30 protein-coding genes and 1 tRNA gene are annotated in these 24,197 nt (G+C 58.3%); 18 read left to right on the forward strand and 13 right to left on the reverse strand.

Annotated elements, in window-relative coordinates; translation table 11 throughout:
• Window positions 1–16 precede the first annotated feature (16 nt).
• The gene (locus BPNPMPFG_RS01455) at window positions 17–769 is read left to right on the forward strand and encodes a heme ABC transporter permease (protein ID WP_258592913.1); all 753 of its coding nucleotides are present in this window, start codon (window positions 17–19) and stop codon (window positions 767–769) included.
• A gap of 224 nt (window positions 770–993) precedes the next feature.
• On the opposite strand, the gene BPNPMPFG_RS01460 is transcribed toward BPNPMPFG_RS01455, so the two are convergent.
• Window positions 994–2,052, reverse strand: coding sequence for a D-TA family PLP-dependent enzyme (locus BPNPMPFG_RS01460; RefSeq protein ID WP_258592914.1), 1,059 nt, complete (start codon window positions 2,050–2,052; stop codon window positions 994–996).
• A 290-nt stretch (window positions 2,053–2,342) separates the two neighbouring features.
• Here BPNPMPFG_RS01460 and BPNPMPFG_RS01465 point away from each other — a divergent pair, with 290 nt between their 5' ends.
• On the forward strand, window positions 2,343–3,029 hold the full coding sequence (locus BPNPMPFG_RS01465; protein ID WP_258592915.1) for a D-lyxose/D-mannose family sugar isomerase: 687 nt from the start codon (window positions 2,343–2,345) through the stop codon (window positions 3,027–3,029).
• Between the two features lie 17 nt (window positions 3,030–3,046).
• Here the strand turns inward: BPNPMPFG_RS01465 and BPNPMPFG_RS01470 are convergent, their stop codons facing one another.
• From BPNPMPFG_RS01470 to BPNPMPFG_RS01480, 3 genes are all read right to left on the reverse strand, one after another.
• Window positions 3,047–3,322 carry a hypothetical protein gene (locus BPNPMPFG_RS01470; protein WP_258592916.1) on the reverse strand — a complete coding sequence of 92 codons (276 nt, stop codon included), beginning with the start codon at window positions 3,320–3,322 and terminating at the stop codon, window positions 3,047–3,049.
• A gap of 35 nt (window positions 3,323–3,357) precedes the next feature.
• The gene (locus BPNPMPFG_RS01475; protein ID WP_258592917.1) at window positions 3,358–5,043 is read right to left on the reverse strand and encodes a tetratricopeptide repeat protein; all 1,686 of its coding nucleotides are present in this window, start codon (window positions 5,041–5,043) and stop codon (window positions 3,358–3,360) included.
• Between the two features lie 263 nt (window positions 5,044–5,306).
• Window positions 5,307–6,422: a tyrosine-type recombinase/integrase gene (locus BPNPMPFG_RS01480; RefSeq protein ID WP_258592918.1), complete on the reverse strand. Its 1,116-nt coding sequence runs from the start codon at window positions 6,420–6,422 to the stop codon at window positions 5,307–5,309.
• A 337-nt stretch (window positions 6,423–6,759) separates the two neighbouring features.
• Between BPNPMPFG_RS01480 and BPNPMPFG_RS01485 the strand changes: the two genes are divergently transcribed.
• The 15 genes from BPNPMPFG_RS01485 to BPNPMPFG_RS01555 all read left to right on the forward strand — a co-directional run bounded on the left by BPNPMPFG_RS01485 (window position 6,760) and on the right by BPNPMPFG_RS01555 (window position 17,958).
• Window positions 6,760–6,963 carry an excisionase family DNA-binding protein gene (locus tag BPNPMPFG_RS01485; RefSeq protein WP_258592919.1) on the forward strand — a complete coding sequence of 68 codons (204 nt, stop codon included), beginning with the start codon at window positions 6,760–6,762 and terminating at the stop codon, window positions 6,961–6,963.
• Window positions 6,960–7,298 (forward strand): hypothetical protein, encoded by a 339-nt coding sequence (locus BPNPMPFG_RS01490; protein WP_258592920.1) that lies wholly within the window; start codon window positions 6,960–6,962, stop codon window positions 7,296–7,298. The genes BPNPMPFG_RS01485 and BPNPMPFG_RS01490 overlap by 4 nt, the downstream gene beginning before the upstream one ends.
• Before the next feature lie 440 nt (window positions 7,299–7,738).
• On the forward strand, window positions 7,739–8,707 hold the full coding sequence (locus BPNPMPFG_RS01495; RefSeq protein WP_258592921.1) for a hypothetical protein: 969 nt from the start codon (window positions 7,739–7,741) through the stop codon (window positions 8,705–8,707).
• 567 nt (window positions 8,708–9,274) lie between these two features.
• Window positions 9,275–10,309 carry a hypothetical protein gene (locus BPNPMPFG_RS01500; RefSeq protein WP_258592922.1) on the forward strand — a complete coding sequence of 345 codons (1,035 nt, stop codon included), beginning with the start codon at window positions 9,275–9,277 and terminating at the stop codon, window positions 10,307–10,309.
• A gap of 302 nt (window positions 10,310–10,611) precedes the next feature.
• Window positions 10,612–11,112, forward strand: coding sequence for a hypothetical protein (locus tag BPNPMPFG_RS01505; RefSeq protein WP_258592923.1), 501 nt, complete (start codon window positions 10,612–10,614; stop codon window positions 11,110–11,112).
• A 10-nt stretch (window positions 11,113–11,122) separates the two neighbouring features.
• Window positions 11,123–11,734 carry a hypothetical protein gene (locus BPNPMPFG_RS01510; RefSeq protein ID WP_258592924.1) on the forward strand — a complete coding sequence of 204 codons (612 nt, stop codon included), beginning with the start codon at window positions 11,123–11,125 and terminating at the stop codon, window positions 11,732–11,734.
• 222 nt (window positions 11,735–11,956) lie between these two features.
• Entirely contained in the window at window positions 11,957–12,187 is a 231-nt protein-coding gene (locus BPNPMPFG_RS01515; RefSeq protein WP_258592925.1) for a cold-shock protein, read from the forward strand.
• Complete coding sequence (locus tag BPNPMPFG_RS01520; RefSeq protein ID WP_258592926.1) at window positions 12,177–12,755, forward strand: HK97 family phage prohead protease; 579 nt, start codon at window positions 12,177–12,179, stop codon at window positions 12,753–12,755. Before BPNPMPFG_RS01515 ends, BPNPMPFG_RS01520 begins: the two co-directional genes overlap by 11 nt.
• Before the next feature lie 244 nt (window positions 12,756–12,999).
• A complete protein-coding gene (locus tag BPNPMPFG_RS01525; RefSeq protein WP_258592927.1) occupies window positions 13,000–13,383 on the forward strand; it encodes a hypothetical protein in 384 nt (127 codons plus the stop codon).
• 578 nt (window positions 13,384–13,961) lie between these two features.
• Window positions 13,962–14,399, forward strand: coding sequence for a hypothetical protein (locus BPNPMPFG_RS01530; RefSeq protein WP_258592928.1), 438 nt, complete (start codon window positions 13,962–13,964; stop codon window positions 14,397–14,399).
• Between the two features lie 71 nt (window positions 14,400–14,470).
• A complete protein-coding gene (locus tag BPNPMPFG_RS01535; protein ID WP_258592929.1) occupies window positions 14,471–14,812 on the forward strand; it encodes a hypothetical protein in 342 nt (113 codons plus the stop codon).
• 81 nt (window positions 14,813–14,893) lie between these two features.
• Complete coding sequence (locus BPNPMPFG_RS01540) at window positions 14,894–15,169, forward strand: hypothetical protein (protein WP_258592930.1); 276 nt, start codon at window positions 14,894–14,896, stop codon at window positions 15,167–15,169.
• On the forward strand, window positions 15,159–17,051 hold the full coding sequence (locus tag BPNPMPFG_RS01545; RefSeq protein WP_258592931.1) for a coiled-coil domain-containing protein: 1,893 nt from the start codon (window positions 15,159–15,161) through the stop codon (window positions 17,049–17,051). The genes BPNPMPFG_RS01540 and BPNPMPFG_RS01545 overlap by 11 nt, the downstream gene beginning before the upstream one ends.
• Window positions 17,051–17,716 (forward strand): hypothetical protein, encoded by a 666-nt coding sequence (locus BPNPMPFG_RS01550; RefSeq protein ID WP_258592932.1) that lies wholly within the window; start codon window positions 17,051–17,053, stop codon window positions 17,714–17,716. The genes BPNPMPFG_RS01545 and BPNPMPFG_RS01550 overlap by 1 nt, the downstream gene beginning before the upstream one ends.
• Window positions 17,716–17,958, forward strand: coding sequence for a hypothetical protein (locus tag BPNPMPFG_RS01555; RefSeq protein WP_258592933.1), 243 nt, complete (start codon window positions 17,716–17,718; stop codon window positions 17,956–17,958). Before BPNPMPFG_RS01550 ends, BPNPMPFG_RS01555 begins: the two co-directional genes overlap by 1 nt.
• Here BPNPMPFG_RS01555 and BPNPMPFG_RS01560 read toward each other — a convergent pair.
• From BPNPMPFG_RS01560 to BPNPMPFG_RS01590, 7 genes are all read right to left on the reverse strand, one after another.
• A complete protein-coding gene (locus BPNPMPFG_RS01560) occupies window positions 17,939–18,223 on the reverse strand; it encodes a hypothetical protein (RefSeq protein ID WP_258592934.1) in 285 nt (94 codons plus the stop codon). The two genes, BPNPMPFG_RS01555 and BPNPMPFG_RS01560, sit on opposite strands and share 20 nt — an antisense overlap.
• 575 nt (window positions 18,224–18,798) lie before the next feature.
• The gene (locus BPNPMPFG_RS01565) at window positions 18,799–19,341 is read right to left on the reverse strand and encodes a hypothetical protein (protein WP_258592935.1); all 543 of its coding nucleotides are present in this window, start codon (window positions 19,339–19,341) and stop codon (window positions 18,799–18,801) included.
• Window positions 19,342–19,358: 17 nt separating this feature from the next.
• The gene (locus tag BPNPMPFG_RS01570) at window positions 19,359–19,511 is read right to left on the reverse strand and encodes a hypothetical protein (RefSeq protein ID WP_258592936.1); all 153 of its coding nucleotides are present in this window, start codon (window positions 19,509–19,511) and stop codon (window positions 19,359–19,361) included.
• 923 nt (window positions 19,512–20,434) lie between these two features.
• Window positions 20,435–20,809, reverse strand: a complete 375-nt coding sequence (locus BPNPMPFG_RS01575; protein ID WP_258592937.1) for a Rap1a/Tai family immunity protein — start codon at window positions 20,807–20,809, stop codon at window positions 20,435–20,437.
• A 132-nt stretch (window positions 20,810–20,941) separates the two neighbouring features.
• Window positions 20,942–21,520, reverse strand: a complete 579-nt coding sequence (locus tag BPNPMPFG_RS01580; RefSeq protein WP_258592938.1) for a hypothetical protein — start codon at window positions 21,518–21,520, stop codon at window positions 20,942–20,944.
• A gap of 231 nt (window positions 21,521–21,751) precedes the next feature.
• The gene (locus BPNPMPFG_RS01585) at window positions 21,752–22,009 is read right to left on the reverse strand and encodes a hypothetical protein (RefSeq protein WP_258592939.1); all 258 of its coding nucleotides are present in this window, start codon (window positions 22,007–22,009) and stop codon (window positions 21,752–21,754) included.
• A 72-nt stretch (window positions 22,010–22,081) separates the two neighbouring features.
• Window positions 22,082–22,300: a helix-turn-helix domain-containing protein gene (locus BPNPMPFG_RS01590; protein WP_258592940.1), complete on the reverse strand. Its 219-nt coding sequence runs from the start codon at window positions 22,298–22,300 to the stop codon at window positions 22,082–22,084.
• A gap of 116 nt (window positions 22,301–22,416) precedes the next feature.
• Between BPNPMPFG_RS01590 and BPNPMPFG_RS01595 the strand changes: the two genes are divergently transcribed.
• Window positions 22,417–22,704, forward strand: coding sequence for a hypothetical protein (locus BPNPMPFG_RS01595; protein ID WP_258592941.1), 288 nt, complete (start codon window positions 22,417–22,419; stop codon window positions 22,702–22,704).
• Window positions 22,705–22,897: 193 nt separating this feature from the next.
• Here BPNPMPFG_RS01595 and BPNPMPFG_RS01600 read toward each other — a convergent pair.
• Window positions 22,898–22,971 (reverse strand) — tRNA-Gln (locus BPNPMPFG_RS01600).
• A 176-nt stretch (window positions 22,972–23,147) separates the two neighbouring features.
• Window positions 23,148–24,080 carry a lysylphosphatidylglycerol synthase domain-containing protein gene (locus tag BPNPMPFG_RS01605; protein WP_258592942.1) on the reverse strand — a complete coding sequence of 311 codons (933 nt, stop codon included), beginning with the start codon at window positions 24,078–24,080 and terminating at the stop codon, window positions 23,148–23,150.
• Between the last annotated feature and the right edge of the window lie 117 nt (window positions 24,081–24,197).

Genomic DNA, 24,197 nt, shown 5'->3' on the forward strand with positions numbered 1-24,197 from the left:
GTCTATGTAAAGCCGCATGAGCGATACGACTTCACGCCTGACCGGCTGGATGGATCTGGCCAACCCGACGCGCTTCGTCGGGCTGGCCGACAAGGTCGTGCCATGGTTGGCGTCCATCGCCACGCTTATCCTTGTCGTAGGGCTCTATATGAGCTTCGCCGCGCCTGAGGATTTCCAGCAAGGCATCACCGTTCGCATCATGTACATACACGTGCCTTTCGCCTGGCTCGCCATGATGTGCTACACGCTGATGGCGATTTCCGCACTCGGCACGCTGGTCTGGCGCCATCCGCTGGCCGATGTCGCGCTGAAATCCGCGGCCCCCATAGGGGCTGTCTTCACAGCACTGGCGCTGATCACCGGTTCGATCTGGGGCAAGCCGATGTGGGGCACCTGGTGGGTCTGGGATGCACGGCTGACCTCGGTCTTCGTGCTGTTCCTGATGTATCTCGGCATCATCGCGCTGACCCGCGCGCTCGACGATGCCGGACGCGCTGCCTGGGCCGCCGCCATCATTACGCTGGTCGGCTTCATCAACATCCCGATCATCAAATTCTCGGTCGACTGGTGGAACACGCTGCACCAGCCGGCCTCGGTGTTCCGGCTTGGCGGACCGACCATCGATCCCAGCCTGCTGTGGCCGCTGCTGGTGATGGCCGTCGGCTTCACGGTGCTGTTCTTCACGCTGCATCTGATGGCGATGCGCACGGAAATCCGCCGCCGCCGGGTTATTGCGATGCGGCGTGTGGCGGCACGGCAGGCTAACTAACCTCGGTCGAGTTCCTTCGCGCCCCCCTCTGTCCTGCCGGACATCTCCCCCTCAAGGGGGGAGATCGGCTGCCACTTCGGCTTTCGCCAATCTCGACTGCCAGAGGAATGAGCGGGAGCGTCAAAGCTGCAAATCTCCCCCCTTGAGGGGAGATGGCCGGCAGGCCAGAGAGGGGCGCTGTCCCGCCAGCGTTACCCGGTCTGCCTGTGCGCGGGCCGTTTGCCTCACCCCATCCGCCCGCGCGCTGCCACCGGCAATGTCTCCAGCACCTTGTCGCCGTCGATCAGATTGACCTCGTTGAACAAGTTGGTGACGACGCAGCAATGATCGGGCACGACGCGCACGCGTTCGCCGATGCGCAGCTTTCCATCGCCCGAAAGCGTGACGGTGCCGTGCTCCTCGCTCAAGCCCGTCACGCGCGCTCCCGAAACGCCGAGCAATTCGCCGAAATCGGCGAGCCCCAGCGTGTCGCTGGACAGCGCCTTGCTACCGGCATCGAGGATGGCGCGCGTTGCTGTCGGGTGGCTGACCACTGTCGACATCACGGTCAGCGCGCAATCATCGAGAGTGCCGACGCCTTTGGCGACCTGGTAGCGGTCGAGATAGATGTAGGTGCCCGGGCGATATTCGGTGACGACCGATGCCGCACTGGAGCGCCACATGTCCGGCGTGCCGCCGCTGGAGATGCGTTCGCAGGCGAGACCCGAAGCGGCAAGCGCCTGCCTGGCGTCGGCGAGCCAGGCCCCGGCCTCCGCCGCGCGGCCGGCGGCCGGGTAGGTCATCAGTCCGCCGAAGGCGAGCCCACTGGCCTTGTCGATCTGCCTTGCCAGCGCCACGGCGTCTTCAGCCGTCTGCACGCCGCAGCGGCCCATGCCGGTGTCGCATTCGACCAGCACCGGCAGGCGGCGGCCGGCATCGCTGAAGGTCGCGGCCAGTCCTTCGATGGTCTCCCTGCTGTCCGCCGTCACCGACAAGGTGACCCTGCCATGCAGCGCCAGAAGCCGCTCCAGCTTGGCCCGCCCGAGGATGTTGTAGGGAAGAAAAATATCGGCAAGGCCGGCGTCGGCCATCACCTCGGCCTCGCCGATCTTCTGGCAGGTGATGCCGACGGCGCCGGCCGCGACCTGCTTCTTCGCCCAATAGGGCAATTTGTGCGTCTTGATATGCGGCCGCAGCTTCAGCCCGTTCCTGTGGGCATGGGCCTGGGCGCGGGCGATGTTGGCTTCGGCGCGCGCGGCGTCGATCAGGATCGATGGCGTATCGAGGTCGTGGATGGTCGGCATCGTCTGTCACCTCATGGAAATCCGCAGGTTTTATGGCCTCGAACGGGCGTGATGTCACCCTGCCAGCGGACCGGATTTGTGGTCCATGCGCGCAAGCCGCAAGGTAGGGCCGGGGGCAAGATGGATCGACACCGCGCCGGGCTTCGGCTATGCGATTTGCCAGAGCAATTCCAGGAAAGTGGGAAACGGTTTTCCGTCCGGAATTGCGTCAAAACAAAGAGGTAGAGCGGTTCGGCGTTTCCATGAAACGGTGAACCGCGCTAGACAAGTCGACACGAAGGACCATGATCATGAAACGCTCCGCCATCAACGACATCATCCGCGAAGCCGACGCGTTCATCCGCTCGTTCGGCTACATCATGCCGCCCTTCGCCTATTGGTCGCCGCGGGAGGCGAAGGCGCGCCAGGTCGACTCCTCGGCCGTGTTCAGCTCGCGGCTCGGCTGGGACATCACCGATTACGGCCAGGAGAAGTTCAAGGAGCTCGGCCTGTTCCTGTTCACCGTCCGCAACGGCCGCTACGAGGACATGAAGAAGGGCATGGGCATGCTCTATGCCGAGAAGATCATGATCTCGCGCAAGGACCAGCTGTCGCCGATGCACCGCCACAACATCAAGGCCGAGGACATCATCAACCGCGGCGGCGGCAAGCTGGTACTGGAACTGTTCATGCACGATCGCGACGGCGGCATCGATCCCAAGGCCGAGGTATCGGTGCCTGTCGACGGAACCATCCACAGGCTGCCGGCCGGCGGGCTCCTGAAGCTCGACCCGGGCCAGAGCGTCACGCTGCTGCCCGGTGTTTGGCATGCCTTCTGGGCCGAGGGCAAGGATGTGCTGATCGGCGAGGTGTCGACCGTCAACGACGATCTCACCGACAACGTGTTTCGCGAGCAGATCGGCCGCTTCTCCAACATCGACGAGGATGTTGCCCCGGTGCACCTGCTGGTATCCGACTATGAGAAGTGGCTGGGTTGAGGAGGCCCGGCTGCCCGCTAGTTTGTCCGATTGAGAAGCGCGCGTAGCCTGCGCACTTCGGCGATCAGGCGAGGAACATCCTGACGCGCGGCGGCCATGAAATCCTGGTCCGCGATGGTGGCGCCGCTAAGTTCGATATCTTCGCCCCGATCCTTTCCTCCGCCGGTTTGAATGAAATTCGATCCGCCCAGAAAGTCCCGGCCTTCGACCCATGATTTCCATGGCCCGGCCTGAGTCGCGGCAACCCGGGCCTCCATCTCTTGAAGTTCGAGCTCGGACAGCGACGTGTTCATGGCGGCCTCTTTCTTTTTGGGTGTCTCACGCAGCCTCAATGACAGCAGCTTGGCGCTGGCTGCACGCTCGTTCTGCACAGGCAGGACGAGCTGATCGGCACATCTGCCTTGGCGAGTGCGCTGGCGAGCCTTGCTTGCATGCCCGGTAGCTCATTGGTTTCGCCACGCCGTTTCAGGCACTCCACCAGCCCGTGCAGCGCCCAGACATTGTTCGGGTGCTGGGCGCAGCGCTGCACCGTGCCGCTCAGGCCGAGATCATCGCGATAGACCTGTTCGGCTTCCCGCGCGTGGCCCTGGTCGAGAAGCAGCGCCGCCAGCGCGTGGCGTGGCGGGTGCATCCATGCCCACGGCTCGGTGTAGGACAGATTGTCGTCAAGCTCGACCGCTTGCCGCAGATGGCCGTAGGCCTCGTCATGCCGGCCCTGGTGGTAGGCAAGCTCGCCCTCGAGGAGAGCCGCGCCGACTTGCAGCGAGGCGCGGGTCGGGTTGCTGAGGAAGCGCCGTTCGGCAGGAATGCCTTCCAGATGCCGGTGGAATTTTTCGCGCTCGCGTTCCGCCTCTGTGAAATTCCCGAGCGTGGCATGCGCCACGCCCTTGGCGTAATGCTGCATGGCTGAAGTCAGCACATAGAGGCCGGGCTCCTCGGTCATCGGCTCGTCGATGATCTCCTGCCAGCGGCCGAAGCGCACCTGCACATGCGATTTCATCGCATGGTAGCCTTCCACCGTCTGGGTGAGCTTTGGCCGGTCGGGAAGGCTGACGACATCACGCGTCACCAGGCCGCGCACTCTGTCGGCGGCCCATAGGGCCGGCCGGTACTGGCCTGACAACATGCAGGTGAACATCATCAGATGCAGATCGTGGCAGCAGCCGAGCAAATAGTAGGTTGGCTCGTCCGCATAGGCGAGATAGAGGTCGTTGGCGCGCACCGCCTTTTCGCTGGCAAGCTTCGCCTTCTCGTACTCGCCGCACAGCACATAGATATGCCCCGGCATGTGGTTCATGTGCCCGGCATCGGGGCACATCTCGCCCAGCAGATCCGCCGAGCGCATGCCGCGTTCCGGCATGGTGGACATTTCCAGCAGATGGATATGCAGGTGAACGATCGCCGGATGCTGAGCAATGCCGGCCTCGTCGGCAAGCCGGATCGACCGCTCGCAAACCGCGAGTGCCTCGACTACGTCCGAGTTTGGCGCCGGCGCGCCGGTCTTGAGGTTCCACAGCCGCCGTACCGTGCGCATCATCAGCGCTTCGACCAACAGCGCCATCACATCGTGGTCGTCTGGAAACTCCTGGTAGACCAGCCGCATCGCGGCGGCGTAGGCGTCATCCCACTGCTCGAATTCCTGTGGCGTCACCCGCTGCGGCTTCTGAAAACGGCAGGCCAGCGCCTCGATCAACCGCCTTTCGACGCCACTGGCGGCAGCCGCATTGGCGCGCGCCAGCTGGACATGCTCGAAGCAACGCTTGGTCGCGCTGTTCGCCTCGGCCTCGCCATGCTCCTTCCAGGTCAGATTGTAGAAAGGCCCGGCCGCATAGGCGATGCCCCAATGGACCATCGGGCAGCGAGGATCCGTTTCGAGTGCCTTTTCAAAGCACTTGATGCCTTCCTCATGGTTGAAGCCGTAGCACCAGTTCAGGCCGATATCGAACCAGCGCTGTGTTTCCGCTGAGTGGGTGGAGATGGGGCGGCGGTAGGCGCCTAGGTCGAAGCGGTCCATGGAGTCTCATTCGTTTATGCTTGGCGGTGGCCGGGGCCTCGCCGGAGACGTGGCGATCGATGTGTGCCGGATGCGCGCGTATGAAAACGGTCAACCAAAGTGTGGCAAGTAGACATATAATTGATGCGAAAAAACTTGGCTGGGGAACCTGGATTCGAACCAGGACTAACGGAGTCAGAGTGTTTTAACCTCTGTTGATTCTAAACAGTTTTCAGCCAATCCGTTGCATATCTGTTGCATGGAGCACATTGTACCCCACGGTACTAGGCGGCAATCAATCGGCTTTCGATGGCCTTCATGGCAGCGGCATCACCCTCGTCATCCTTAAACAAATAGCCGTAAAGGTCATACGTTATCTGGATCGACGCGTGGCCCATAAGTTCTTGGACCTTTTTTGGTTTGAAATTCTGCTCAATGAAGAGCGCCGCAGCGGCATGTCGCAGAGCATGCAGACCGTATTTGGCCTCCATGATCGGCTCGCCGTCTTTGTCCTTCTTTCCGCTATCCGACGTAATGCCCGCCGTGACCTGTAGCGGGAAGAAGCCGCGCTTCAGGATGTTCTGGTGATATTCGATGTTGCCTACGCCATTCGGGAAAACGAGGTTGTGTTCGCCTTTAGGGCAAACCTTCTGCCATTCTCGCAAGACGGCAACAACGGTCGGGGGAAGGGGGATATCCCGCGTTCCGGCCTCCGACTTCGGCGGGCCGAACTGATTACGACTATCTACTCGCTGGCGGACTTGCAGGACGGCGGCGTCTAAATCGATGTTCTCCCATTTCAACCCGCGCAACTCAGATCCTCGCAGGCCTGTGAATACTGCCGTGAAGATGAACGGTTTCCATTTCTCGCCGACGTTAGACAGGATTGCCCGTAGCTCGGCTCGTGACGGCATCTCAGGGCGTTCCTTCCCACGCTGGGGTGTCTTCACCCTAACTGCGCTGACTGGGTTGTGTGCGGCCTTGCCGCGCCGCTGCGCCTCGATGAAGATACAAGACAGCGACACCATGATGCGTTTGACCATCGGACGGCTGCGCGTTTCCATCAGCCTGTCTTTGAATGCCTCAATCGCAGGTGTATTCAAGCGAGAGAGTTTCTGCGCACCGATCAGTGGAACAATATGCAATCTGACGTGCTGCTCGTATGCGGCCAGCGTCGATCGCTCGAGTCCTTCGCTGGCACCGTACTTGAGCCAGAGCTTCGCGGCCTCGGCAACCGTTATGGAGACCGAGTCCGCTACGTGGGTTCCCTGGCCGACCTCATTGCTGGTCTTGGTCCAGAACGCTGTAGCTTCCGCCTTTGTGGGGAACTGCCTGGATCGGCGTTTGCCTTCACCATCCTTATAATCGCACTGCCAGACTACGTTGCCGGTATCGACCAATGTGCGTTTCCGAATCGATGCCATCGCGTGCCCCTGTGCTTGTGGCGGGACCGTGCACGACTAACGGAAATTATGCAACTGATTGGGACTCCAAGAAAATTGGTTGACATCAAATAGGTAAAGCGGTATTGTGGGAGTACAAGTGGGAATTTGCGCTGAAGCCTGTTGACAGGCGAAGCGAAAACGCCTATATTGTATACGTCCGCGCTTGTAGCGGCGACTGGCGTCTCCCGCCGATATAAAAGGCGGCCCTAACCCCAATCAAATTTCGGCTTTTTGAGCGCGCTTTGGCGCGTGTGGATTTCCACGCCTCGTGGTGTTGGAACAGGGGAGAACTATGGATCATTCAAACGACAATCTAGCCGCAGATATTCTGCGCGGCGCTGACGCAATAGCCCAACACCTGGGTTTCCCGCGACGGGCCATCTACCACTTGGTGAGCAAGGGCGGCTTGCCGTCTTTTCGCTTGGGCGAGACCGTTTGCGCTCGGAAGAGCACGCTGGCGAAATGGATTTCCGCACAAGAGAGGGCTGCAGCATGAGCACCATCCGAGACGCAAATCTGGAATTCTTTGCCAATGCTACAGGGGTTATGCCGGCGAGAGGCCCCCAGCTAGTCTTACTGCGCGAAATGCAGGGTGCTGCGCAGAATCTAGCGCTAATGATTGAGCGCGAGATTGCCGGCGTTCGCGATGGCTATGGAAAATGGACGGCTAGCAATCCGGTATTTGGGCTTGCTAACGACATACGAGAAATCGCCTATCAAATTGATACCGGCGTCAGCCGAGCCACGGCAGCAACAGCTTCAATTCCGATAATGTCCACAGAGGAAGCTCTGGAATTGGAACTTGAGAACGCAGCTGAATTGGCCGCCTAGCCCCAACACGCGCCCTGGCCACCGCCCATTCGCAACCCCTTGCCGCTGTGCTGCGGGGCGCGTCTCTCCATTACAGTGACCAAGAACTCTCTTCCCCAAAGGAATCGAGATGCAACTAGAAGACATACCTGAGGCCACTATCCGCAGGATGATGGACTACACCGCTGCGTCCACCAGCCTATTGCGAAGCGGCCGACATGATTTCCGGATCCCGTTCATCGTCGCTGACGAGTGGGCACGTAAGGGGCATTGCGTCCTCTCTACCAACCGACTTGCTCGGGAGTTTAACTCCACTCGCCGCACCATGTGCAGAGCGGTAGACAGGCTGCGAGCAGCCGGCGTCATTAGGGAAATTGATCGCACGAAGGACGGCCGGCCAATATATGAGCCTTGCCTGGAAATCGGTGACGAATGGCGTGCCGCGAAGGAGGCACGCGCCAATGACACCCACTAAGGACGTCGGTTCCCTAGACCAGTTCCAACTCGTTCTCTACGCTTCCAAGGGCGCCGAACCGCCGTTGAACGGTACCGACATCACCGTGCTGTTGGAGCTTGTCGACAGGTTCAAAAAGAAAGATGGCGTCACCTTCCCATCAAGCGCAGGACACCTTGCCCGCGAAACCGGACGCCCTGTCCGTAGCGTGCAAGAGTCACTGCGCCGGCTGCAGGATATGCATCTTGCACGGATTGTAGAGCAGGGCACGGGCACCCGCGGCAACACCTACAATTTCAATTTCGATTGGGTTCGTGAGGTAGCTGCTGAGATTAAATCTGAGATTGAATCCCGTGCGGTTGCACGTAAAAAGCGCAAAAAGAAAAACCCCGCTAGCGACGCGGATAATCGCGTAGGTAGCAATGAAACTCTACCTACGCGGAAATCCGCGCCACTAAGAGACATTGTTACGCGGAAATTCGCGCACCTAACTGGTGTACCTACGCGGGAATCCGCACCCCAAACCTACGGGGTTCCTACGGGAACCTACGTAGGTGGTGCTGATGCACCGCCGTTTGGCTACGCCACGTCGGGCATCGCCCCACTTAAGAAAGATGGCAAACCGGACTTCACAGTCTATCCAGATGTCGAGCGATGGGTGATGATTACCAGTGTAGAGGAGGAAAGTCTCGACGATGTAGAAGACGGCAATTCGAAGGTATTGACTGTCTTCTACGTTACGGATTGCGGGATTCAATCCTACATCTTCCTTACCACGGAAAGCGATGACGATAGAGAGCAGGCTGACGGCCAGGAAGTGCTCGCTAGCGTCTGCGCCGCAGTCGGCTTAGATCAGATTGAAGATGCCAAGGAGCTTGTAGGGCGGCGAGCTAAGCTCGTTCTGCACTATCACAATGGCTCCTTCGTGAGTTGTGTGCCGCGGCACACCAACGACGACTTTCAGCAAGCAGCATAGGCGGAGGAAGAATGATGTCGCGCACCATCACTATTGAATCCGGAACCGTTCAAATTCGCAGGATTCCGTGGCCGGAGTTCTTTCGTATCCGGCCTGACAGGCGGCCGGCGAATGATAACCACCGGAGGGCCGGCACGGAACGGGTCGGACGGACCCCCAACTGTCCATCCGACCCGGCACCCCGCAGCCCAAGTCAACCAAGAAGCGCGCCTGAACATGAACGCCGCCTGAACGGGTAGCCCCATGTGAATCTGGATGGCGGTGGGCCAGGCGTCTTCACCGATGCGATCGGCGGAGATGTCCTTGCGCTTTTTGAAGCAGATCGAGCCGCAGCACGGTGCAAACCAAAACATTACTGACGCCACCGACACTAAAGTTTTGACAAGGACGGAGGCTGCGCGTTCTGCCGGCATGTCGGAGAGACAGCAGGTAACGGGATCGAAAGGGCTCAGGGTCGGCCCACGACCAGACCCGCGTCACCCTCATTCGTGGACTTTTTTCTAGGGTTTTGATTTTTTCTACCCGGTCTGGCGACCGGTTTATTCGAACCTGGGGACGATACGTCGTATGGAACAAATACTAGATCTGACCGGCCTGCCGGCGCGCTTCGATGGGGCGCTACGTGGTAAGCGGATAGCCTGGCAAGCCTTTGCCGAGCTAACGGGCGCCGACGAGGCGGCCGGAGTATCGACAATGATTGAATTCGCGCGCGACCAGTATTGTGCGGAAGGTGTCAGGCCGATCATGTCGGGCGGAAGTGAGTATGTCCGCCAAACAGGAGCACTCGCTGCCCGCCCCATCCCGGAAGGCGCCACGCTGCGCCGCAAGCTTCCTCGGCCATGCCCGGAGCCACGGCCCAAACCGCAATATTGGCTCGGCCGTATGTGCACGTTTGCAAGGCGCTACACCGATCCAACGCGCCGTTGGAGGGGCTGGAAGCCGAGACCGCCAGAGCAGGCCACTGTGCCGTTTCTGGCCCTCTTGGCGCCGTTGTCAGCAACAGCACTTGCGAAACATTACATCGCCTCGCTCGCCGTGCCAAAGGTGGTCATCCGGGCACCCGTAGCCCGCCGCAGGCCTATTGCCGAAGAGCATGTAGCAGGCCGCCTCTCTGCGCGGCACGTGAACGCTGCAGATTGGTTCCAGCGAGACATCGAGGCGGGTAGCAGCGCATTTGTCGATGGCGCACGCATGCGGACCTCCTCGGGTGAGATGGTTCCGTCCGGAAGCCGGGATCCTGAATCGTTGTGGCCAGCGGAGGCCTCCGCTGACCGGGCCATCCGGTTACGCAGCCGGTTCCGCACATTGGGGCCCTTGGCGATGATTGTATGGCGTGCGCTGCAGGGCGCTGAGATGGCTGAACTGGCACCAGCATGGAAATTCCCGCAAAGGTACGTCGCCGCGGCTGGCCGCATCAGGTTGCGGGCCGGTTTGGAGCTTTGCGCCCGCATGGCGGAGCGGGAAGTCGATCGCCTTGCACAATGGGAAGTGCTCGAAGTAGCGAGCTCGGCCTGCGATGAATGCAGCAAACTGGAAGCAAAACGAAGAATGCGCGTGCTGATTCCGGCAAATGACAACAATCGGCAATGCATCGCTGCTTGATTTTTTTAGTGTTTCTGGCTTCGCGCGAGGGTCATTGCAGGTTTTTGCTATATTACAATTATGGAAATCAGTCTAGCGTCGCCCCCCAGGTCGGCGCCGCCGTTATTGTCGCCAGCATAACGGCACCCCGTCATTGGTCCAGTAGGCCAGGCGGGCCCCTTTCCCAAATCCACATGGCCGCTGCCGGCAATGTGTTGATCGACCCCGCTGCCGCTTAACCGCAGGCTGGCGGGGTTCCGTTTCGTCGCCTTCGGGCGGCATTTTTTTACGACCATCAACCCCGAACCATCAAACGTTGGACCATGAACGCACAACATTACCATGCGCTGCCGGAGGCGCTTTCACTGCTCGACCTTCCGCGAGGAAAAGTCCGCTCGACGGTCGAGCGCCTGAAAGCTGCCAATTCGATCACCCGCGGCAACTTCGGTGGGCACGAGTCGCCACCGATCACCGCCCGTGACGTCGCAACGATCCTTCTGGCGCTTGCATCGCCCACCGCAAGTGGGGCTGCCGTAACGGCAACCACGCTGGGCCGCTTGCCCATTTACTACGGCTCCGGGCCGCCAACTGCGCTGGATGCCATCACGTCGATCGTAGAGGTTGGCGCCTTCATGCGGTGCGCCGATATCCCGCAGGACGGAGAGTTAATCCTCGGCGTGGGCAGGCCGGAAATGATCGTCAGATCCGGAGACACGGTTTGGCACTACCGGCCAGACGTGCTCCCGCTCCCCGCAGCGCGATTCACACTCACCATTCCAATTAAAACCATCGCCGACATTTCTCGGCGTCTGCTCATCAATTGAAGGAAAAACAGTGTTCGCAAAACTGAAAAAGACCGACACATACAAAATCCCCAGCCCGTCGGACGTTCCGGAAGTCGCCGCAATGGAGGTTCGCCGTGCCGAACTTGATGCTCGCCGGGCTGCTCTGGACGTGGAGCGAAATTCACTCTGGGCCGTCGCACAGGATGGCACGGACGACGGCGATGATGCTGTTGCGGCCATGCTCGGCGACGCGCCCGACGCCGCGAATCCGTCCAAGCAGAAAGCTCGTGCGCGGCTTGTCGAACTAGCAAAGGAAACTGCCACCATAACGAAGGCGTTGGATGTGCTTGGAGGACGCATGGCTGCGGCTCGCAACGCGGCCAGCACGGCTGTAGTCGCCCAGGTCAAGCCAGAGTATGCTCGCCGCGTCCAGGCGCTCGCTAGTGCCCTCGCTGAGGCCGCCAAGGCGGCAGTTTCGTTCCGCGCGCTCTGTGACTCGCTGAACGATGCCTCCGTCTCCTGGCTAAGCCTTACACCACTTCAGCCCAATCGTGTGCTAGGCGACCCGCGCGACCGTCACGGCGTCCTGGCCCAGTGGTTCCGGGAAGCGGAACAGGCCGGCTACATTTCGAAAAGTGATTTTCCCGAAGGACTTAAATAATGATCATTGAATTCGCCAACCGCGAACGCGCCGTTCGTAACACCGACGGTAGGACCAAGCTGCGCGCGACTAGAGTGAAAAGCGCGACAGGGACCCGCACAGAAATGCTTCCCGAAGATCCTAGGGAAGTGGTCAAGATCCTGCACGAGCGCCGCGCAAAGCAGACGCCCGCTCAGCGCGCTAGGGCAAAAATGACAGCCGATCTTAAAAGTCGAGGCCACCGTGCTGGGTAAGGTCATCACCTTCACCGGCAGGTTCGGCTTTATCGCAACCGATGCCGGCAACGTCTATTTCCGCGCCGCTGATGCCAGCACCATCGAGCGCGGCGATAACGTTCGATACGACACAGCTAACGGTCCTGATGGCAGGCCCCGTGCCGTCAACGTTCGTGCGGTGGATCCTGCAGCCGTGGCAGAGGTGGACCGAGTGTTTGGGAACAGCGATGATGGCTGACGAAGGCTTTTCAGTAACAGGTCGTCGCCTGGTCGGGTACGCTTTAAGATGGGGTGCCATTGGACAGGTACGAAAAGGCGGCGAGAATCTCGAAGAGGTGGTCAAGCGCGGTAGCTTCGCCGCCTCAATCGCGGCTGGCGGGGTTAGGCTATGCATCGACCACGACTACGGTGCTATGGTTGCCAGTCAGGCAGACGGCACGCTGACGTTGGTTGAAGACCACGTCGGCCTTCTAGTCGATGCTGTTGCCCATAACACCGAACACGGCGACCTTGCGATGTCCGCTACCCGCAGCCGCAGCAAGGCGGGCCTATCAGTTGGCTTTGTGCGTGCCATCGATAACGTGTTCTACCGCGGTGACGTTAAAACGCGCGAGATCATTGATTGCCATCTTCGCGAAGTCAGTGTCTGCAGGAATCCGTGTTACCGCTCGTCGGAGATTCACGCCGGCAGGCTCCGCATTGAACGATTCCTAGCCGACAGCCAGGCAGCCAACCGACGTGCTCGGCTTGACCAACTAGCGCGCGCCGAGGCCGAGATGGCGGCAGCCGTCAGAACACTTGCATGACTACCATGGGTAGGGGTGCCAGGCGGGTTGTAGGGTGCCGTGCCAAGGACCGGCTGGACCAAGCAACGATAACCCAATTACAGATATTCCTACGAGTACGCGCGTGTGACTCACGCGGGCGCGCGCGCCGCGCGCGCGAGGGGATGGCCATGGGGGGCTATGCCGGATCGCTAAATCGGCCGACTTTTGCGTACCGGCTGGACCCGATTACGCACGCAGCAACCAATCAGGATATGACCTTAAAATGCCCAAACCCAGAAAAAGCTTGGAGCAATTGCGGCTCACCGGCACGTTCGGGAAGAACCCCGGCCGATATGCAGCACGCTATGAGCCGCCTGACGACCGAGCCATTGGAGAGCCCTATGATTGGCTTCCGGAAGATGCGCGGGCAGCGTGGAGGGAGATGGTACCAAATCTCCCCTGGCTGCGGCGCTGCCATCGCGGCATTGTTGGTATTACAGCGATACTTGCCGGCAAGATGATGAACGATGCGCTGAGCCTGTCGGGTATGACGCTGCTCAACCAGTGCCTTGGCAAGCTTGGCGCATCGCCAGAGTCATTCCCGAAAGTGGGTTGGTCGCCGCCTATGGGTGACGAAGAGGATCCTGCTGAGAAGTATTTTAGGTAGACACCCGCGGCACTGCCTGTTGCAAAACGGTAAATTAGCTAGCACCGTAACTTTTGCGAATGGGAATCGCTATCCGGGGGGGCTGGCGTTTTGAGTGGCGGTGGATTGATATTAGAACAAAGGGCACTAAAATTAGACTCTCGAACAGGTGCCCACATTGACAACCACTCAAATCGCACGCCCCTAACCCCCGGAGTCGTATCCCACTGCCAACAGATCGCCGGGAAATTTCCAAATGCTCGAGCCCGACCTACACGGCCTACCGCGATTTATAATTGTCATGGGCTGACCTTTGGCAGCCGAAGAACAGGTATTGTAAGTCCAGCAGTGCTTCGCGCGATGATCGCACAGGACGACTATGTTAAGGTCGATGCAAACGACATTCACGTGGGAGACATCGCGTTATACATCGAATCAGGCGACATTTCACATTCAGGCATCGTTGTGGAATTGCGCCCAGCCTTTACTACAAAGGTCCCTTGGATATTAAGTAAGTGGGGCGACGCACCTGAGTACATTCATGCGGCACGCGAGTGCCCATACACTGCAGATGTGATCGAGTACTATAGGATTGTTAGATGACTATGGAAAACCTAGATTTATCTTCAGTTGAAGACCATTACATCTTCTCAAATACCCCAATGTACCTTGTGCGTAGACTTAAGGAGGACGCCGCCGTCGCGTCCGCAGCCAAGCAAAACTCGCCTCAGTTTCTTGCGGACCAATACAAGACACAGGTCCGAAAGCCACCTGAAAATGTGAGGGAGGCTGTGATTCCATATGTATGCCTGGTTGCTCTTTTTTTGCAGAAACAAGCGGCGAAGCTGAAAGAGATGACGGCGTTAAGTCCGGATCCGTCGTATAAATTTATCGCAGAGGTAAATCAGATATTGGTACAGACATTGGTTCCGACTAATGTTTTTTCTGGAAATTTTCCGCAAGAAACATTGAGTAACAATTTCACAATAAACCCCAGTAAAACTGCCACTAGCTTTAGCTCGATAGTTGTAAAATGAAAATAATATCATTTATATGTTGCGACTTTAGCGTGGAGGACTCTCGCACAAATCGTATCAGCATACTGAATGTGATCGATGAGATTCAAACTCCCGCGCTTCCGGTACTGGTGCCCAAAATAACTATTGTTGCTATTGCCACTCGAGACGCTTCCGAGCCCAGCACAGCTGAGGCAAAAATTGTGTTCCTTAGTAATGGGGTTCGGCTGTTTGAAATGCCTGCGCCTGTTCAATTCCACGACAAATTTCGGGCCCGAGTCGTGGCCGAAATTCAAGGGATAATAATTCCTGGCAGCGGTAAGCTCAGAGTAGCCTACTACCAAGGCGATAACGAAATAGCCAGTTGGGACATGGCTGTCGTCCTCGTTGGGGCACCAACTATGGATCTTTTCAACACTACCTCTCCACAATGATCCCGACCAACGCTGATCTTTGATCGGTTGATATTCGGCCGCCCACCTAGGCGGCCTTTTCATTTTAGGAACCCCAACAAAATGACCAAATCTACCAAACGCGCCTCGGCGCGCACGAAGACGGCTGTCAGCAATCCGGAAGCCGAACTTCTCGAACTTCTCGAGCACACGGTCGCGGCAGCGGCGCTTACGAGCTTTGTCGACAGCATGCGCAGCCTCGGATTCGACGACGCCTTCGTAGTCGCCGCGCTCCTGGCAGGCGCGGGCAGCCTGATCAACGGACTTCCGGAAAAAGAGCCATGGGCCGCTCATCTCGAGCAGATGGCTGGGGCCGCGAGGGCAGCCGATGTCCGTTAATGGCGACGACCTTGTAATCTCGGTATCCACCGACACATCGACAATTCGGCGTCAGCTTACGCAGCTAGGCCAGGATATCGGTCAGACCACAAGCAAAATCTCGAATCAATTCGAGACGATGGGACTGAGCATCGATAAGTCGATGACACCCGTCCAGAGGCAGATTAACCAGCTTGTTGGCATCCCTGTGCCAACCAAAATCAAAGAATGGACCGGCGCGCTCGCCAACACGGGCACGAGCCTAGGCCATGTAGCAGATGGTGCTGGTCACGTCAGCACGCAGATGCAGGCGATGATGCATGCAACTCGCTCCATGACGGAGCAGTTGGCCATGGGCGTGCCAATCACGCAGGCGTTAACCGGTCAGCTAAGTCACCTTAGCTATGTTGCAAGCCAGCCTGGCGGTATCACTGGTGCCCTCAAAGAGATGGGTGCCGGGGCAGTCTCCCTGGTGACGAAGTTCCCATGGGTGACCGCTGCGGTGGCCGCCGCAGGCGTTGCGTTTGTTGCGTATGAGGAATTAGGCGGCAAGACGGTCAAATCGGTCGACGACGCACTTGCCGAGCATCAGAAAACAATCAAGGCACTCCGCGAAGCTTACGGCATCGCAGGAGATGGCGCCGAAGATTACGCGCGTCGCAGCGTCTCGTCGCTCGAATCGGCACAGCGCCGCTCGCTGGCGGCACTACGAGAGTCGGTCGCAGCCGCGGATAAGCAGGTTAAGGCCGACCTGTCGGACAGCGGTGGTTTTAGCGGGTTCGGCTTGCTGCAGAAATTCGGGCTGCTCGGAAACAATGACCTTAATGCGGTCAATGCCAAGTTCGCCGCATTCGCCGAGCCTATCCGCAAGTTGCGCGAGGACATCAAGGCCGGCAAGCCGGATTTTGATGCTTTCCAACAGTGGCTTGACCGTATCGTCGCCACCGACCCAGGACATTTGCGGCCGATCGCCGACGAGATCCTCGGTGTGATTGAGAAGGCGGCAGGAGGCCGCGAAGCGCTCGACAACATGTCGGTGGCACTCGGTCAGCTAACCCAGCAGCAGATCGACACCGCCCACATTGCCGCGCAAATCCACGGCATTGAGGCGGCTGCCAAGGACGCGCAAGGCGCGGTCGGCGCACTCAAGGCCATGCTTGCCGACATGGAGCGCCTTGGCAGGGGCGAGGGCTCTCGCGGTGACGCTATCGGCGGCAAGGGTTCGCTGGACAGGGCGCAGGCTTCGTTTAACGACCAGCTGGCCCTGTGGCGTCGCTTCGGTCGTGACAAGGACGCCGGGCTAACAATGCCAGGCCCCAAGAAGGCCAAGGGCTCCAAAACCCCATCGCTAACCGCCGCCGACCAGTTCAGCAACGACCTTCAGTCTATCACGGACAGAACGACTGCGCTTAAAGGGGAAATCTCGTCGCTCGGCCTCTCATACGAGGCACAGACCAAACGTAAGATTTCCCTTCAACTCGAGCAGACCGCGCTGAAGCAGGTTCGCGAGGAAGCCCGCAAGAAGGGCGACGTCGACTGGCAGAATGCTCAACTGACGCCCGACCAAATCAAGAAAATTGACGAGGTCTCTGCCGCTTATGCGCGGCAAGCCGAACAGTTAAAGGAAGCGCAAGCCGCGCAACAGCTACAGCGTGATGTTTTACAAGGCGTCTTCGACGATCTGCGCACGTCGCTTCAGGCCGGCCAGTTGGGATGGAAAACCTTTGGCGACATGGCAATACATGTCCTCGATAAGATCGTCTCCAAGATCGAAACCGATCTAATCGACAGCATTATGCATGCAAGCGGCGCTGGCGGTGGAGCCGCAATACTAGGCGGGCTCGGCACGCTCGGCCTGTGCCCTGCGAATGACAACCAAAACCAATTTAGGAGGGCTGCATAATGAGCGCCTTTTATTGTGTAGCTTATACGGATCATATCGAAATCCTGACGGACGGCGCATTTTATCACCCAGACGGCACGCTGATCACTACGCTTGAGAAGGTGTGGCGATCGCCGTGCCTGCCAGTAGCCATCGTCGGGCGAGGATCCTGTGAGTTACAGGCTTTTGCTGAGACCGTTCTCGACGCCGACAACGCTTCGGTCGACACAGTATTTGATCGTGCGGCCGCTCTTGCTGCTCGGTTGAATGAAATTGAGCGCACTGAGCAGTTCGAGGCCGTTGTTGCGGGGATTTCCGAAACGCACGGCCCGCTGATGATCTACTTTAACACGTACCAAGCCTATCCGCAGTTTGATCCATTCAAACCTTACGTCGTCGGCCCGGTATTCGGTGGCGGGTCTGTGCCTGCCGCTGAGGACATCATCGGCTTAGATATTGCCTATGGCCTAGCCGTGTGCGGCGTTCAACTGTTCGAGGCTATGCGCAAAGTGCCAGGACCGAACCCCACCAGGCCAGACTTTCCGGACGTCTATGGAATCGGGGGCCACGTTGACTTGACCGTCATAGATGCCGAAGGCGCCAAAACAACGCGGCTGCACACTTGGCCGGAAGATGTGGTTGGGCAGAAGATCATGCCCGGTGGCGTGTTGCGGGAGGCTGCTTGATGATGAATTATCCGGTCACAGACGAAGAGATAGCGTTCAACAATGCCGCCCTTGGGAAGGTGTCGATGAAGCCTGTCTCGGAACTCAGTATGTGCGTCCCACAGGGAAAGTCGGAACCGCATGTTTTCGTAGACGGTAAGTTAGTCGGCTCAGCGACGAAAATCCGGTGGCTTCTGGATTATTGGGAAGGCAATATCACGCCTTCGCCAAATGAAGTCGAAGCTATGTTTTCGCTGCAATAAGGGCTGCGCTGCCGCCATTGATCTTAATTTCATTGGTCCCATCGATATATGAGCCCAACACAAAGCACTCGACGGTATTTCCATTTTCGAGTGTCAGCGACGCTTGGCCGCTCATAGTAACTTTTGCATAATCGGCCAGCGATGTGAATTTGACCGTCGCATTAACATCGATTGACCCGAAATTTATTCTATAGATAACAGGCACGCTGCCCATTTCGGACGTGATGCTTCCGCTCCCTTCAAGCCTCTCGGTGTGAATCGGCACGTATTTCCCTCCCGTTTAAGCGGCCTCATCAGGAGGCGCGCGTTGGTCGCGTGTCAATCGCAGCTAACGGGATATTCGAGAAAAACCCTGTGATCTAAAATCCGCGAAGTTGCGTTGTTCGCAACTTCGCACCATGTTGGTGACACCCGAACGGGAGGTGGCTGTAACCACCTCCCGCCCTCCGGGGAGCCAACTGGAACTCGGGGTCTGCAGCCTAGTCACTTGTTACGAGACAGCTGCGGGCCCCATCCAGCAATCCCAATGTACAGGTAGTGAGCCATCGGCGCCTGCTGTGGCGGACCCAATTCACAGGCTTTTTGTTCTATTTTTGTTCTGATGTCCGATGGGTGGCAGCATGCGCAGTACGGCCTTTGTCATCCTTACATGCGGCGCAACCTTAATGAGTCAATCTGGCTTAGCAGACGGCTTCACACTGTACGGCGACGGGACAAAATCATGTGGCTCATATATCGCCGCGACTACAGGCAATCCGCCAGGGCAAACTAACCAATGGTCCGAGTCTGGAAAGACATGGCATGATGAAGCCTACGCATCAGCACAATGGCTTGATGGCTTTATATCGGCGGCCAATTTGTTAGCTGGATGGACCATCGACGGTGACATCTATTCACGCATTCCTTAATGCGTTCCGCTTCGTCGTTAGTGAACTTTGGTGCCTCTGCGATTACCTTTTCCGCCTCCTTCAGTTTCGTCTCTGCACGTCGATGCTCCGCAACCGCTTTTGCAATCGTTCCGTCTGACACGGCTTTACGCTGCTCGTCCTTATCCATGAACTTGGTGGCCTTGGCCGCAGCGCTTACCGCTACCTTCCCGCCTTCAACGGCGGCGATCAGTTCTTGAGAGGCATCACGCTGGACTGTAGCAGCTGTCCGTATGTTTCTGTCCGATGTGTTGAGAAGTTCAGCCGCCTGCTTTTGCGTAACAAGTGGCAAATTTTCCGCTTGGTCTGAACGACGATCCCCCCCATGCTTCATCGTCGCCAGCTTAGCGGCCACCATCGCGCGTTGGCTTTCATTGAGGTGACGTCGCTTAAGGTTTAGAGAAACCACCAAGGCTAGCGGATCGCCTAACTCACCAAGATAGTCACCGCATGCCATGACATCCCCAACCGAAGTTAGAATGGCGCCGCGCTGACCAGTATCTCGCGATCATTGCCGAGTTTCCTGATCAAATCCCACAGTTCTTCATGCGTGATGCCGTTTTCCACGGCAAAAACCGCCTCCTCATGAACCTCGACGACATCGCGCTTCGGCCGCTTTTTGGTCATGACCCCACCCCTGGTTGCGACCGCTGTTGCGCAAGGGTGATATTTCGTCGACTGCGGGAATTGACGAAGCGGCCCGACAGTCCGTCGTTGGGGTAGGTTTGGCTGACCGTCGGGCCTAACCGACTCGGGCAAGCCGGCTAGCGCAACCGTAATATTAGCAAATCCTCAACAAAACCCTGCGCGGACGTTTTCCCCCGCTGATGGCCCATTTCGGGACGGGGGTGTGCTGGCATCGATCTTGCGTCGGACGGGGTACCGGGTGATCCCGGCCCTGATCGCGTACCTGATCAGGTAGTAGGCTCGCCGGGCTTGAGGTGCTTGGGGTCTTCGCCCGGCGAGTTCACCGCAATGGGGATCGCCTGATCGATGATATCGCCCGCCGAAAGGAAGTTCATCTTCCGCGGCGAACATGCTGGAACTTAAGCGGAGCCGGGAGCTTACTTTTGGATGGACAAGCGTACCGCCAGCAAATTTCCCGGGCCAATTTCGAAATCGCACCAGCGGGGTGATTACTTTCCAGTCCTATTGCTACTTGGCACCTATGTGCTCGTGGGCGCAGTTGGGATCCTATATGCGATTGTACGACTATCGCATCAGTTGTAGGTGTTATTGACCGGATTTCGAGGACGACGGAACCTATCGCCGCTTGTCACATCGCTGTGGAACCTGACAGGCCCGGCGAGGCCACCTACGGTTGATTAGGCCGATTGGCTTAGTTGCGCGATTTCTAATATATCCATAATTTAATCAACGCGGGGAGCCTCTACTAACCCCAACCCGCGTGGCCGGCGCGGCTCGCAACCCCCCGAAGCATGCCCGCGCCGGCCAGACGGTCCCACCTTGGTCCGCCGCAATTTAGCGATAGCTGATTCTTGACGTCGCATCATGTCGGCGCAAGTCGGAGGTCGGGCGGGTAGATCGATCTATGGGCAAGGCCAAGTCTGACTTAAACCTTCCAACACCCCGTTGCTTTTCGATTCCTGCCAGTTCGCAGGGTGGGCCTGCGCCCAATTCACAAATGCTTGTACGTAGGCGCCATAAGTAGGGGACGGGTCGCTGACACAGATCACACCCAACCTCCCGAGCCCGGCCTGCTTCGCTGCCAATTCGTTGTCTACCATCGCGTCGGCGAAGCCGCCGACATACCCGAGACAATAGCCATTACCAAAGGTTCCATAACCTGCTTTGCAAGCCCCCAATAGGCTTTGGACATTTTCAATCGCGTCTGCTGCATTCGCTTGATGTGCGAACAGGGCTGACATCAAAAGTGCCGCTGGGCCGATCAAGTTCCGTTTCATGTTGCCCCCCCCGCTCGATTTTGGAATTCATAACCTAGGCTAACATCACCGATCAGAGCAACAGCATTGCGCGTTTCCCAATATGCAGAAGCGTGCAACCCCAAAACATGACCCTACGCAATTCCGAGATGCTCACTGTGGGGCCGAAGAAGCGGTAGTGGCCAGCGCCGCACTATTGGATTTGGAAGCGACCGACACAAACCGCACAACTGAAATGTGTTGCCAGTTGATCGTAACTGGACCTTGGGGAGTGTCGACCCAAAGAAAATCGTCACCGCCGTGTACGTATCGTGTGCCGTCGCAGTCAGCGAACCAAGCGCCCGGTTTTGGTAGTGTGATTTTCGAAATGTCTTCTACCTCGAAAAACCGGCCTGACTGCATCAGCATATCTTCATAAAGAGATTGAGCCCTTCGAAGCGCTTCAACAGCCTGTTTCTGCGCAATGCCGGCAATGAAACCGCCGACCAACGACAGCGCTGCGGCTTCGGCTGCAAACGTCATGCTAGGCGTACCAATGACCCCTAGCATGCCACCAGAGTGCCCTAGAACCCTTAGGGCCGGGGCTTGAATGGCGGCAATTTCTGCTACCTTCGCCGCAACGTATAGTTTGATCCGGCCCACGTGGATCCAGGCGCCAGAGGAAAGCATGACCCTCATTGCGCCGACTTCCTCCGCAGATTCAATTGATCCGTCTGTACCTTCGGCAAGCATCTCAAAGCCCCTCCCGTTCCCCGGCCGCGACATGCTCTGCGGTCAGGCAGAAGTCGAGTTGCTGCCGGGGGGATAAACGTTCTATTCTGCGACTGGATGCCGGATCGGGCGTGCTGATACTCGAGGATCGGCTTCGACGCATCGGAGCCAGAGCGCGTTCTGGCGTAGTAACTGGGACGCGCTTTCTATGTGGGGCCGTGTGGCGTCGAAGCTCTTGTCGGTAGATTACGATCATTCGGCGTCGGTGTCGGCGACCCAAATTGATTCAGTGATCGGGCCGCCCGAATTGCGAATGATTGGACCGCTTGGTGGCTCCGACTTTGCACCTTCGCGAAACCTAGCCAAATTGGGATTGAAGAAGGGGGAACTGGGGGCGACGCGAGCAACTGTATTGATTGCAGCCTTCGCTTTGAGGCGACGCGTCGCTGCCCGTTTCTGCGCACGCGCCTTTCTGGCTTGCAGAGCGTGGCACTTAAGTCTTTTGGCCATCGAATGTTCCATATTCCCCCGTCACCCGGGAACCATTGCGCAACAGGGGCATGTAAGCAAGTTGCGCCACCGCTACGTCCGCAGTTTCACGCCTGTTTCGTTGATGAACTCCACGCCGGCCAACTCAAGGGCACTGCGGATCGCGGCTAGGTTGTTTGGGGACGGAATGCGGCGACCTTTTTCAAATTCTCTGATGGTGCTTTCGCTCAGGTTGGATCTCGTTCCAAGCCTTGTTTGTGACCAATCAAGAAGACCTCTTGCCGCGCGAGACTGCTCTGAGGTGATAGACATTATGCCTCCCTGTTTCTGATTTCCGTTTATCACAAACGAAAAGCGTTGACGCCATCAAAAATACGCGCTTTACGTATATGGTAAACGGAAATCGTTGAATCATCGAGGAGCCGAACATGAACGCCGACACAGTTAACAATGCCGACCAACCGGACGACACCTGGGCCTTCAAACTCGGCGAGTGGATCACCCACCGTGACCAGCCGATGCCGTCACTCGTCTTAAGCCGAGTGCGGACATGTAAGGGCAATGAGATTTACGGCGTGCGTTCATTCGCAACCGTGGATCCAAACAGGGACAGGATGATGCTAGGTGATAGTCTGGTCCCGATGACTGACGATCATCCCGACTGGCGCGACTGCCTGCTGGCAGACACACCGTTCGATCCACGCGTAGCAGCCTGACCGCGCGGCATCGCGACGACAGAAGCCCGCCTCGCGCGGGCTTTTTCTGTTGCATATCTGTTGCATGGATCAAATCGCAACACGTTGAAAATCGCGGTAATGCGCGGAATCTGTTGCAAGGCGATGCAACAGGAAAAAGCCGCTTCTGCGCATTTCGTAGTTTCTATCTCGTTGAATTTATTGAGGTTTTATTTGGCTGGGGAACCTGGATTCGAACCAGGACTAACGGAGTCAGAGTCCGTGGGTCTACCGTTAACCTATTCCCCAGCAGGCGCGGTCATGAACCGTGCGGGCCGAGCGGGCAAGCCGCTATGAGCGCTGCCTTGTAGCCGCCAGCGGAAAATAGTCAAGCCTGCTCGGCAGTTCAATCGCCAGGTTTTATCAGCCAGTTCGAGGCGCCACGTCCAGATGCCGCGCACGGACCTCGATTCCAACTGCGCGTATCAGCTCTCCCTGCGGCTGAACTGCGACCGTTCAAAAAACAGCACGACGCCCAAGCCCAGAATCAGCGGGATGATCAGATAAAACAGCCGGAACACCAGCAGCGCCGCCAGCACACCGACCGGATCCATGTCGGATAACCCGGCCAGGAACACCACTTCGAACACGCCGAGCCCGCCAGGCGCATGCGAGATCTGCGCGATCGAGAAGGAGACGAGGAAGACGCCGAGCACGACGAAATAGCCGGGATTGTGGGCTTCGGGCAGGGCGAAGAAGATGATCGCGGCGGCCGCCAAGAGCTCGATCGGGCCGATCAGCAATTGCCTGGCGACGATCGGCAGCGCCGGATAGTGCAGCTGGAAGCTGCCGATCTTCAGCGGGCGCAGATGCAGCCAGCTGCCGAATATGTAGGCGGCGACGAGCAGCAGCAGGGCGATCCCCGCCGCCTCCGACAGCCCGTGATGGGCAATGCCGGAAAAGCGGTCGATGATCTGCGGCTCGAAGACCAGGACGAGGCCGGAGGCGAGAATCGTCGACAGCACGAAGGTGATCCAACAGATCGCCACCAGCACGCCGACATCCTGGCCGCTCAGGCCCCTGGTGCCATAGGCGCGGTAGCGGATGACGGCGCCGGAAAACACCGAGCCGCCGATGTTGTGCGACAGCGCATAGGTGGTGAACGAGCACAGCGTGACGAACAGCCACGACACTTTTTTCCCAATATGCAAAAGCGCGATGTGGTCGTAGCCGGCGAGCGAGGCATAGGCGACGACCGAACACAGCGCCGCGAGAACCCAACCACGGGTTGGAATGGCAGTGATGCCTTCCCAGACATCGTCGAGCGAGATGCCGCGCAGCTCGTGCCAGAGCAGCAACAGCGAGAAAATCACCGCCGCGATGCCGACGACCGGCCAGAAGTAGCGTCTCCAGTTCATTGCCTGACTGCCATGCGTTGCCGATCCGCTTCCTTTTCTGTCGAGAGGCCGGCAGCGCCGGATTCTTCCGCTCATTTCAGAAATGCCTCATTGAAGCCGGCTATTCAACCGCGAACG

Origin of the sequence: Mesorhizobium sp. AR07 (assembly GCF_024746815.1) — a bacterium.
GTDB lineage: Bacteria > Pseudomonadota > Alphaproteobacteria > Rhizobiales > Rhizobiaceae > Mesorhizobium.

Coding starts and splice junctions, on each gene's coding strand:
- BPNPMPFG_RS01490 (WP_258592920.1), top strand. CDS start 6,960: ATGAGCACCATCCGAGACGCAAATCTGGAATTCTTTGCCAATGCTACA.
- BPNPMPFG_RS01595 (WP_258592941.1), top strand. CDS start 22,417: ATGAACGCCGACACAGTTAACAATGCCGACCAACCGGACGACACCTGG.
- BPNPMPFG_RS01575 (WP_258592937.1), bottom strand. CDS start 20,809: ATGAAACGGAACTTGATCGGCCCAGCGGCACTTTTGATGTCAGCCCTG.
- BPNPMPFG_RS01555 (WP_258592933.1), top strand. CDS start 17,716: ATGATGAATTATCCGGTCACAGACGAAGAGATAGCGTTCAACAATGCC.
- BPNPMPFG_RS01565 (WP_258592935.1), bottom strand. CDS start 19,341: ATGGCATGCGGTGACTATCTTGGTGAGTTAGGCGATCCGCTAGCCTTG.
- BPNPMPFG_RS01525 (WP_258592927.1), top strand. CDS start 13,000: ATGCCCAAACCCAGAAAAAGCTTGGAGCAATTGCGGCTCACCGGCACG.
- BPNPMPFG_RS01580 (WP_258592938.1), bottom strand. CDS start 21,520: ATGCTTGCCGAAGGTACAGACGGATCAATTGAATCTGCGGAGGAAGTC.
- BPNPMPFG_RS01500 (WP_258592922.1), top strand. CDS start 9,275: ATGGAACAAATACTAGATCTGACCGGCCTGCCGGCGCGCTTCGATGGG.
- BPNPMPFG_RS01475 (WP_258592917.1), bottom strand. CDS start 5,043: ATGGACCGCTTCGACCTAGGCGCCTACCGCCGCCCCATCTCCACCCAC.
- BPNPMPFG_RS01470 (WP_258592916.1), bottom strand. CDS start 3,322: ATGAACACGTCGCTGTCCGAGCTCGAACTTCAAGAGATGGAGGCCCGG.
- BPNPMPFG_RS01460 (WP_258592914.1), bottom strand. CDS start 2,052: ATGCCGACCATCCACGACCTCGATACGCCATCGATCCTGATCGACGCC.
- BPNPMPFG_RS01540 (WP_258592930.1), top strand. CDS start 14,894: ATGACCAAATCTACCAAACGCGCCTCGGCGCGCACGAAGACGGCTGTC.
- BPNPMPFG_RS01505 (WP_258592923.1), top strand. CDS start 10,612: ATGAACGCACAACATTACCATGCGCTGCCGGAGGCGCTTTCACTGCTC.
- BPNPMPFG_RS01605 (WP_258592942.1), bottom strand. CDS start 24,080: ATGAACTGGAGACGCTACTTCTGGCCGGTCGTCGGCATCGCGGCGGTG.
- BPNPMPFG_RS01590 (WP_258592940.1), bottom strand. CDS start 22,300: ATGTCTATCACCTCAGAGCAGTCTCGCGCGGCAAGAGGTCTTCTTGAT.
- BPNPMPFG_RS01570 (WP_258592936.1), bottom strand. CDS start 19,511: ATGACCAAAAAGCGGCCGAAGCGCGATGTCGTCGAGGTTCATGAGGAG.
- BPNPMPFG_RS01520 (WP_258592926.1), top strand. CDS start 12,177: ATGATGGCTGACGAAGGCTTTTCAGTAACAGGTCGTCGCCTGGTCGGG.
- BPNPMPFG_RS01495 (WP_258592921.1), top strand. CDS start 7,739: ATGACACCCACTAAGGACGTCGGTTCCCTAGACCAGTTCCAACTCGTT.
- BPNPMPFG_RS01455 (WP_258592913.1), top strand. CDS start 17: ATGAGCGATACGACTTCACGCCTGACCGGCTGGATGGATCTGGCCAAC.
- BPNPMPFG_RS01485 (WP_258592919.1), top strand. CDS start 6,760: ATGGATCATTCAAACGACAATCTAGCCGCAGATATTCTGCGCGGCGCT.
- BPNPMPFG_RS01465 (WP_258592915.1), top strand. CDS start 2,343: ATGAAACGCTCCGCCATCAACGACATCATCCGCGAAGCCGACGCGTTC.
- BPNPMPFG_RS01545 (WP_258592931.1), top strand. CDS start 15,159: ATGTCCGTTAATGGCGACGACCTTGTAATCTCGGTATCCACCGACACA.
- BPNPMPFG_RS01530 (WP_258592928.1), top strand. CDS start 13,962: ATGACTATGGAAAACCTAGATTTATCTTCAGTTGAAGACCATTACATC.
- BPNPMPFG_RS01585 (WP_258592939.1), bottom strand. CDS start 22,009: ATGGCCAAAAGACTTAAGTGCCACGCTCTGCAAGCCAGAAAGGCGCGT.
- BPNPMPFG_RS01550 (WP_258592932.1), top strand. CDS start 17,051: ATGAGCGCCTTTTATTGTGTAGCTTATACGGATCATATCGAAATCCTG.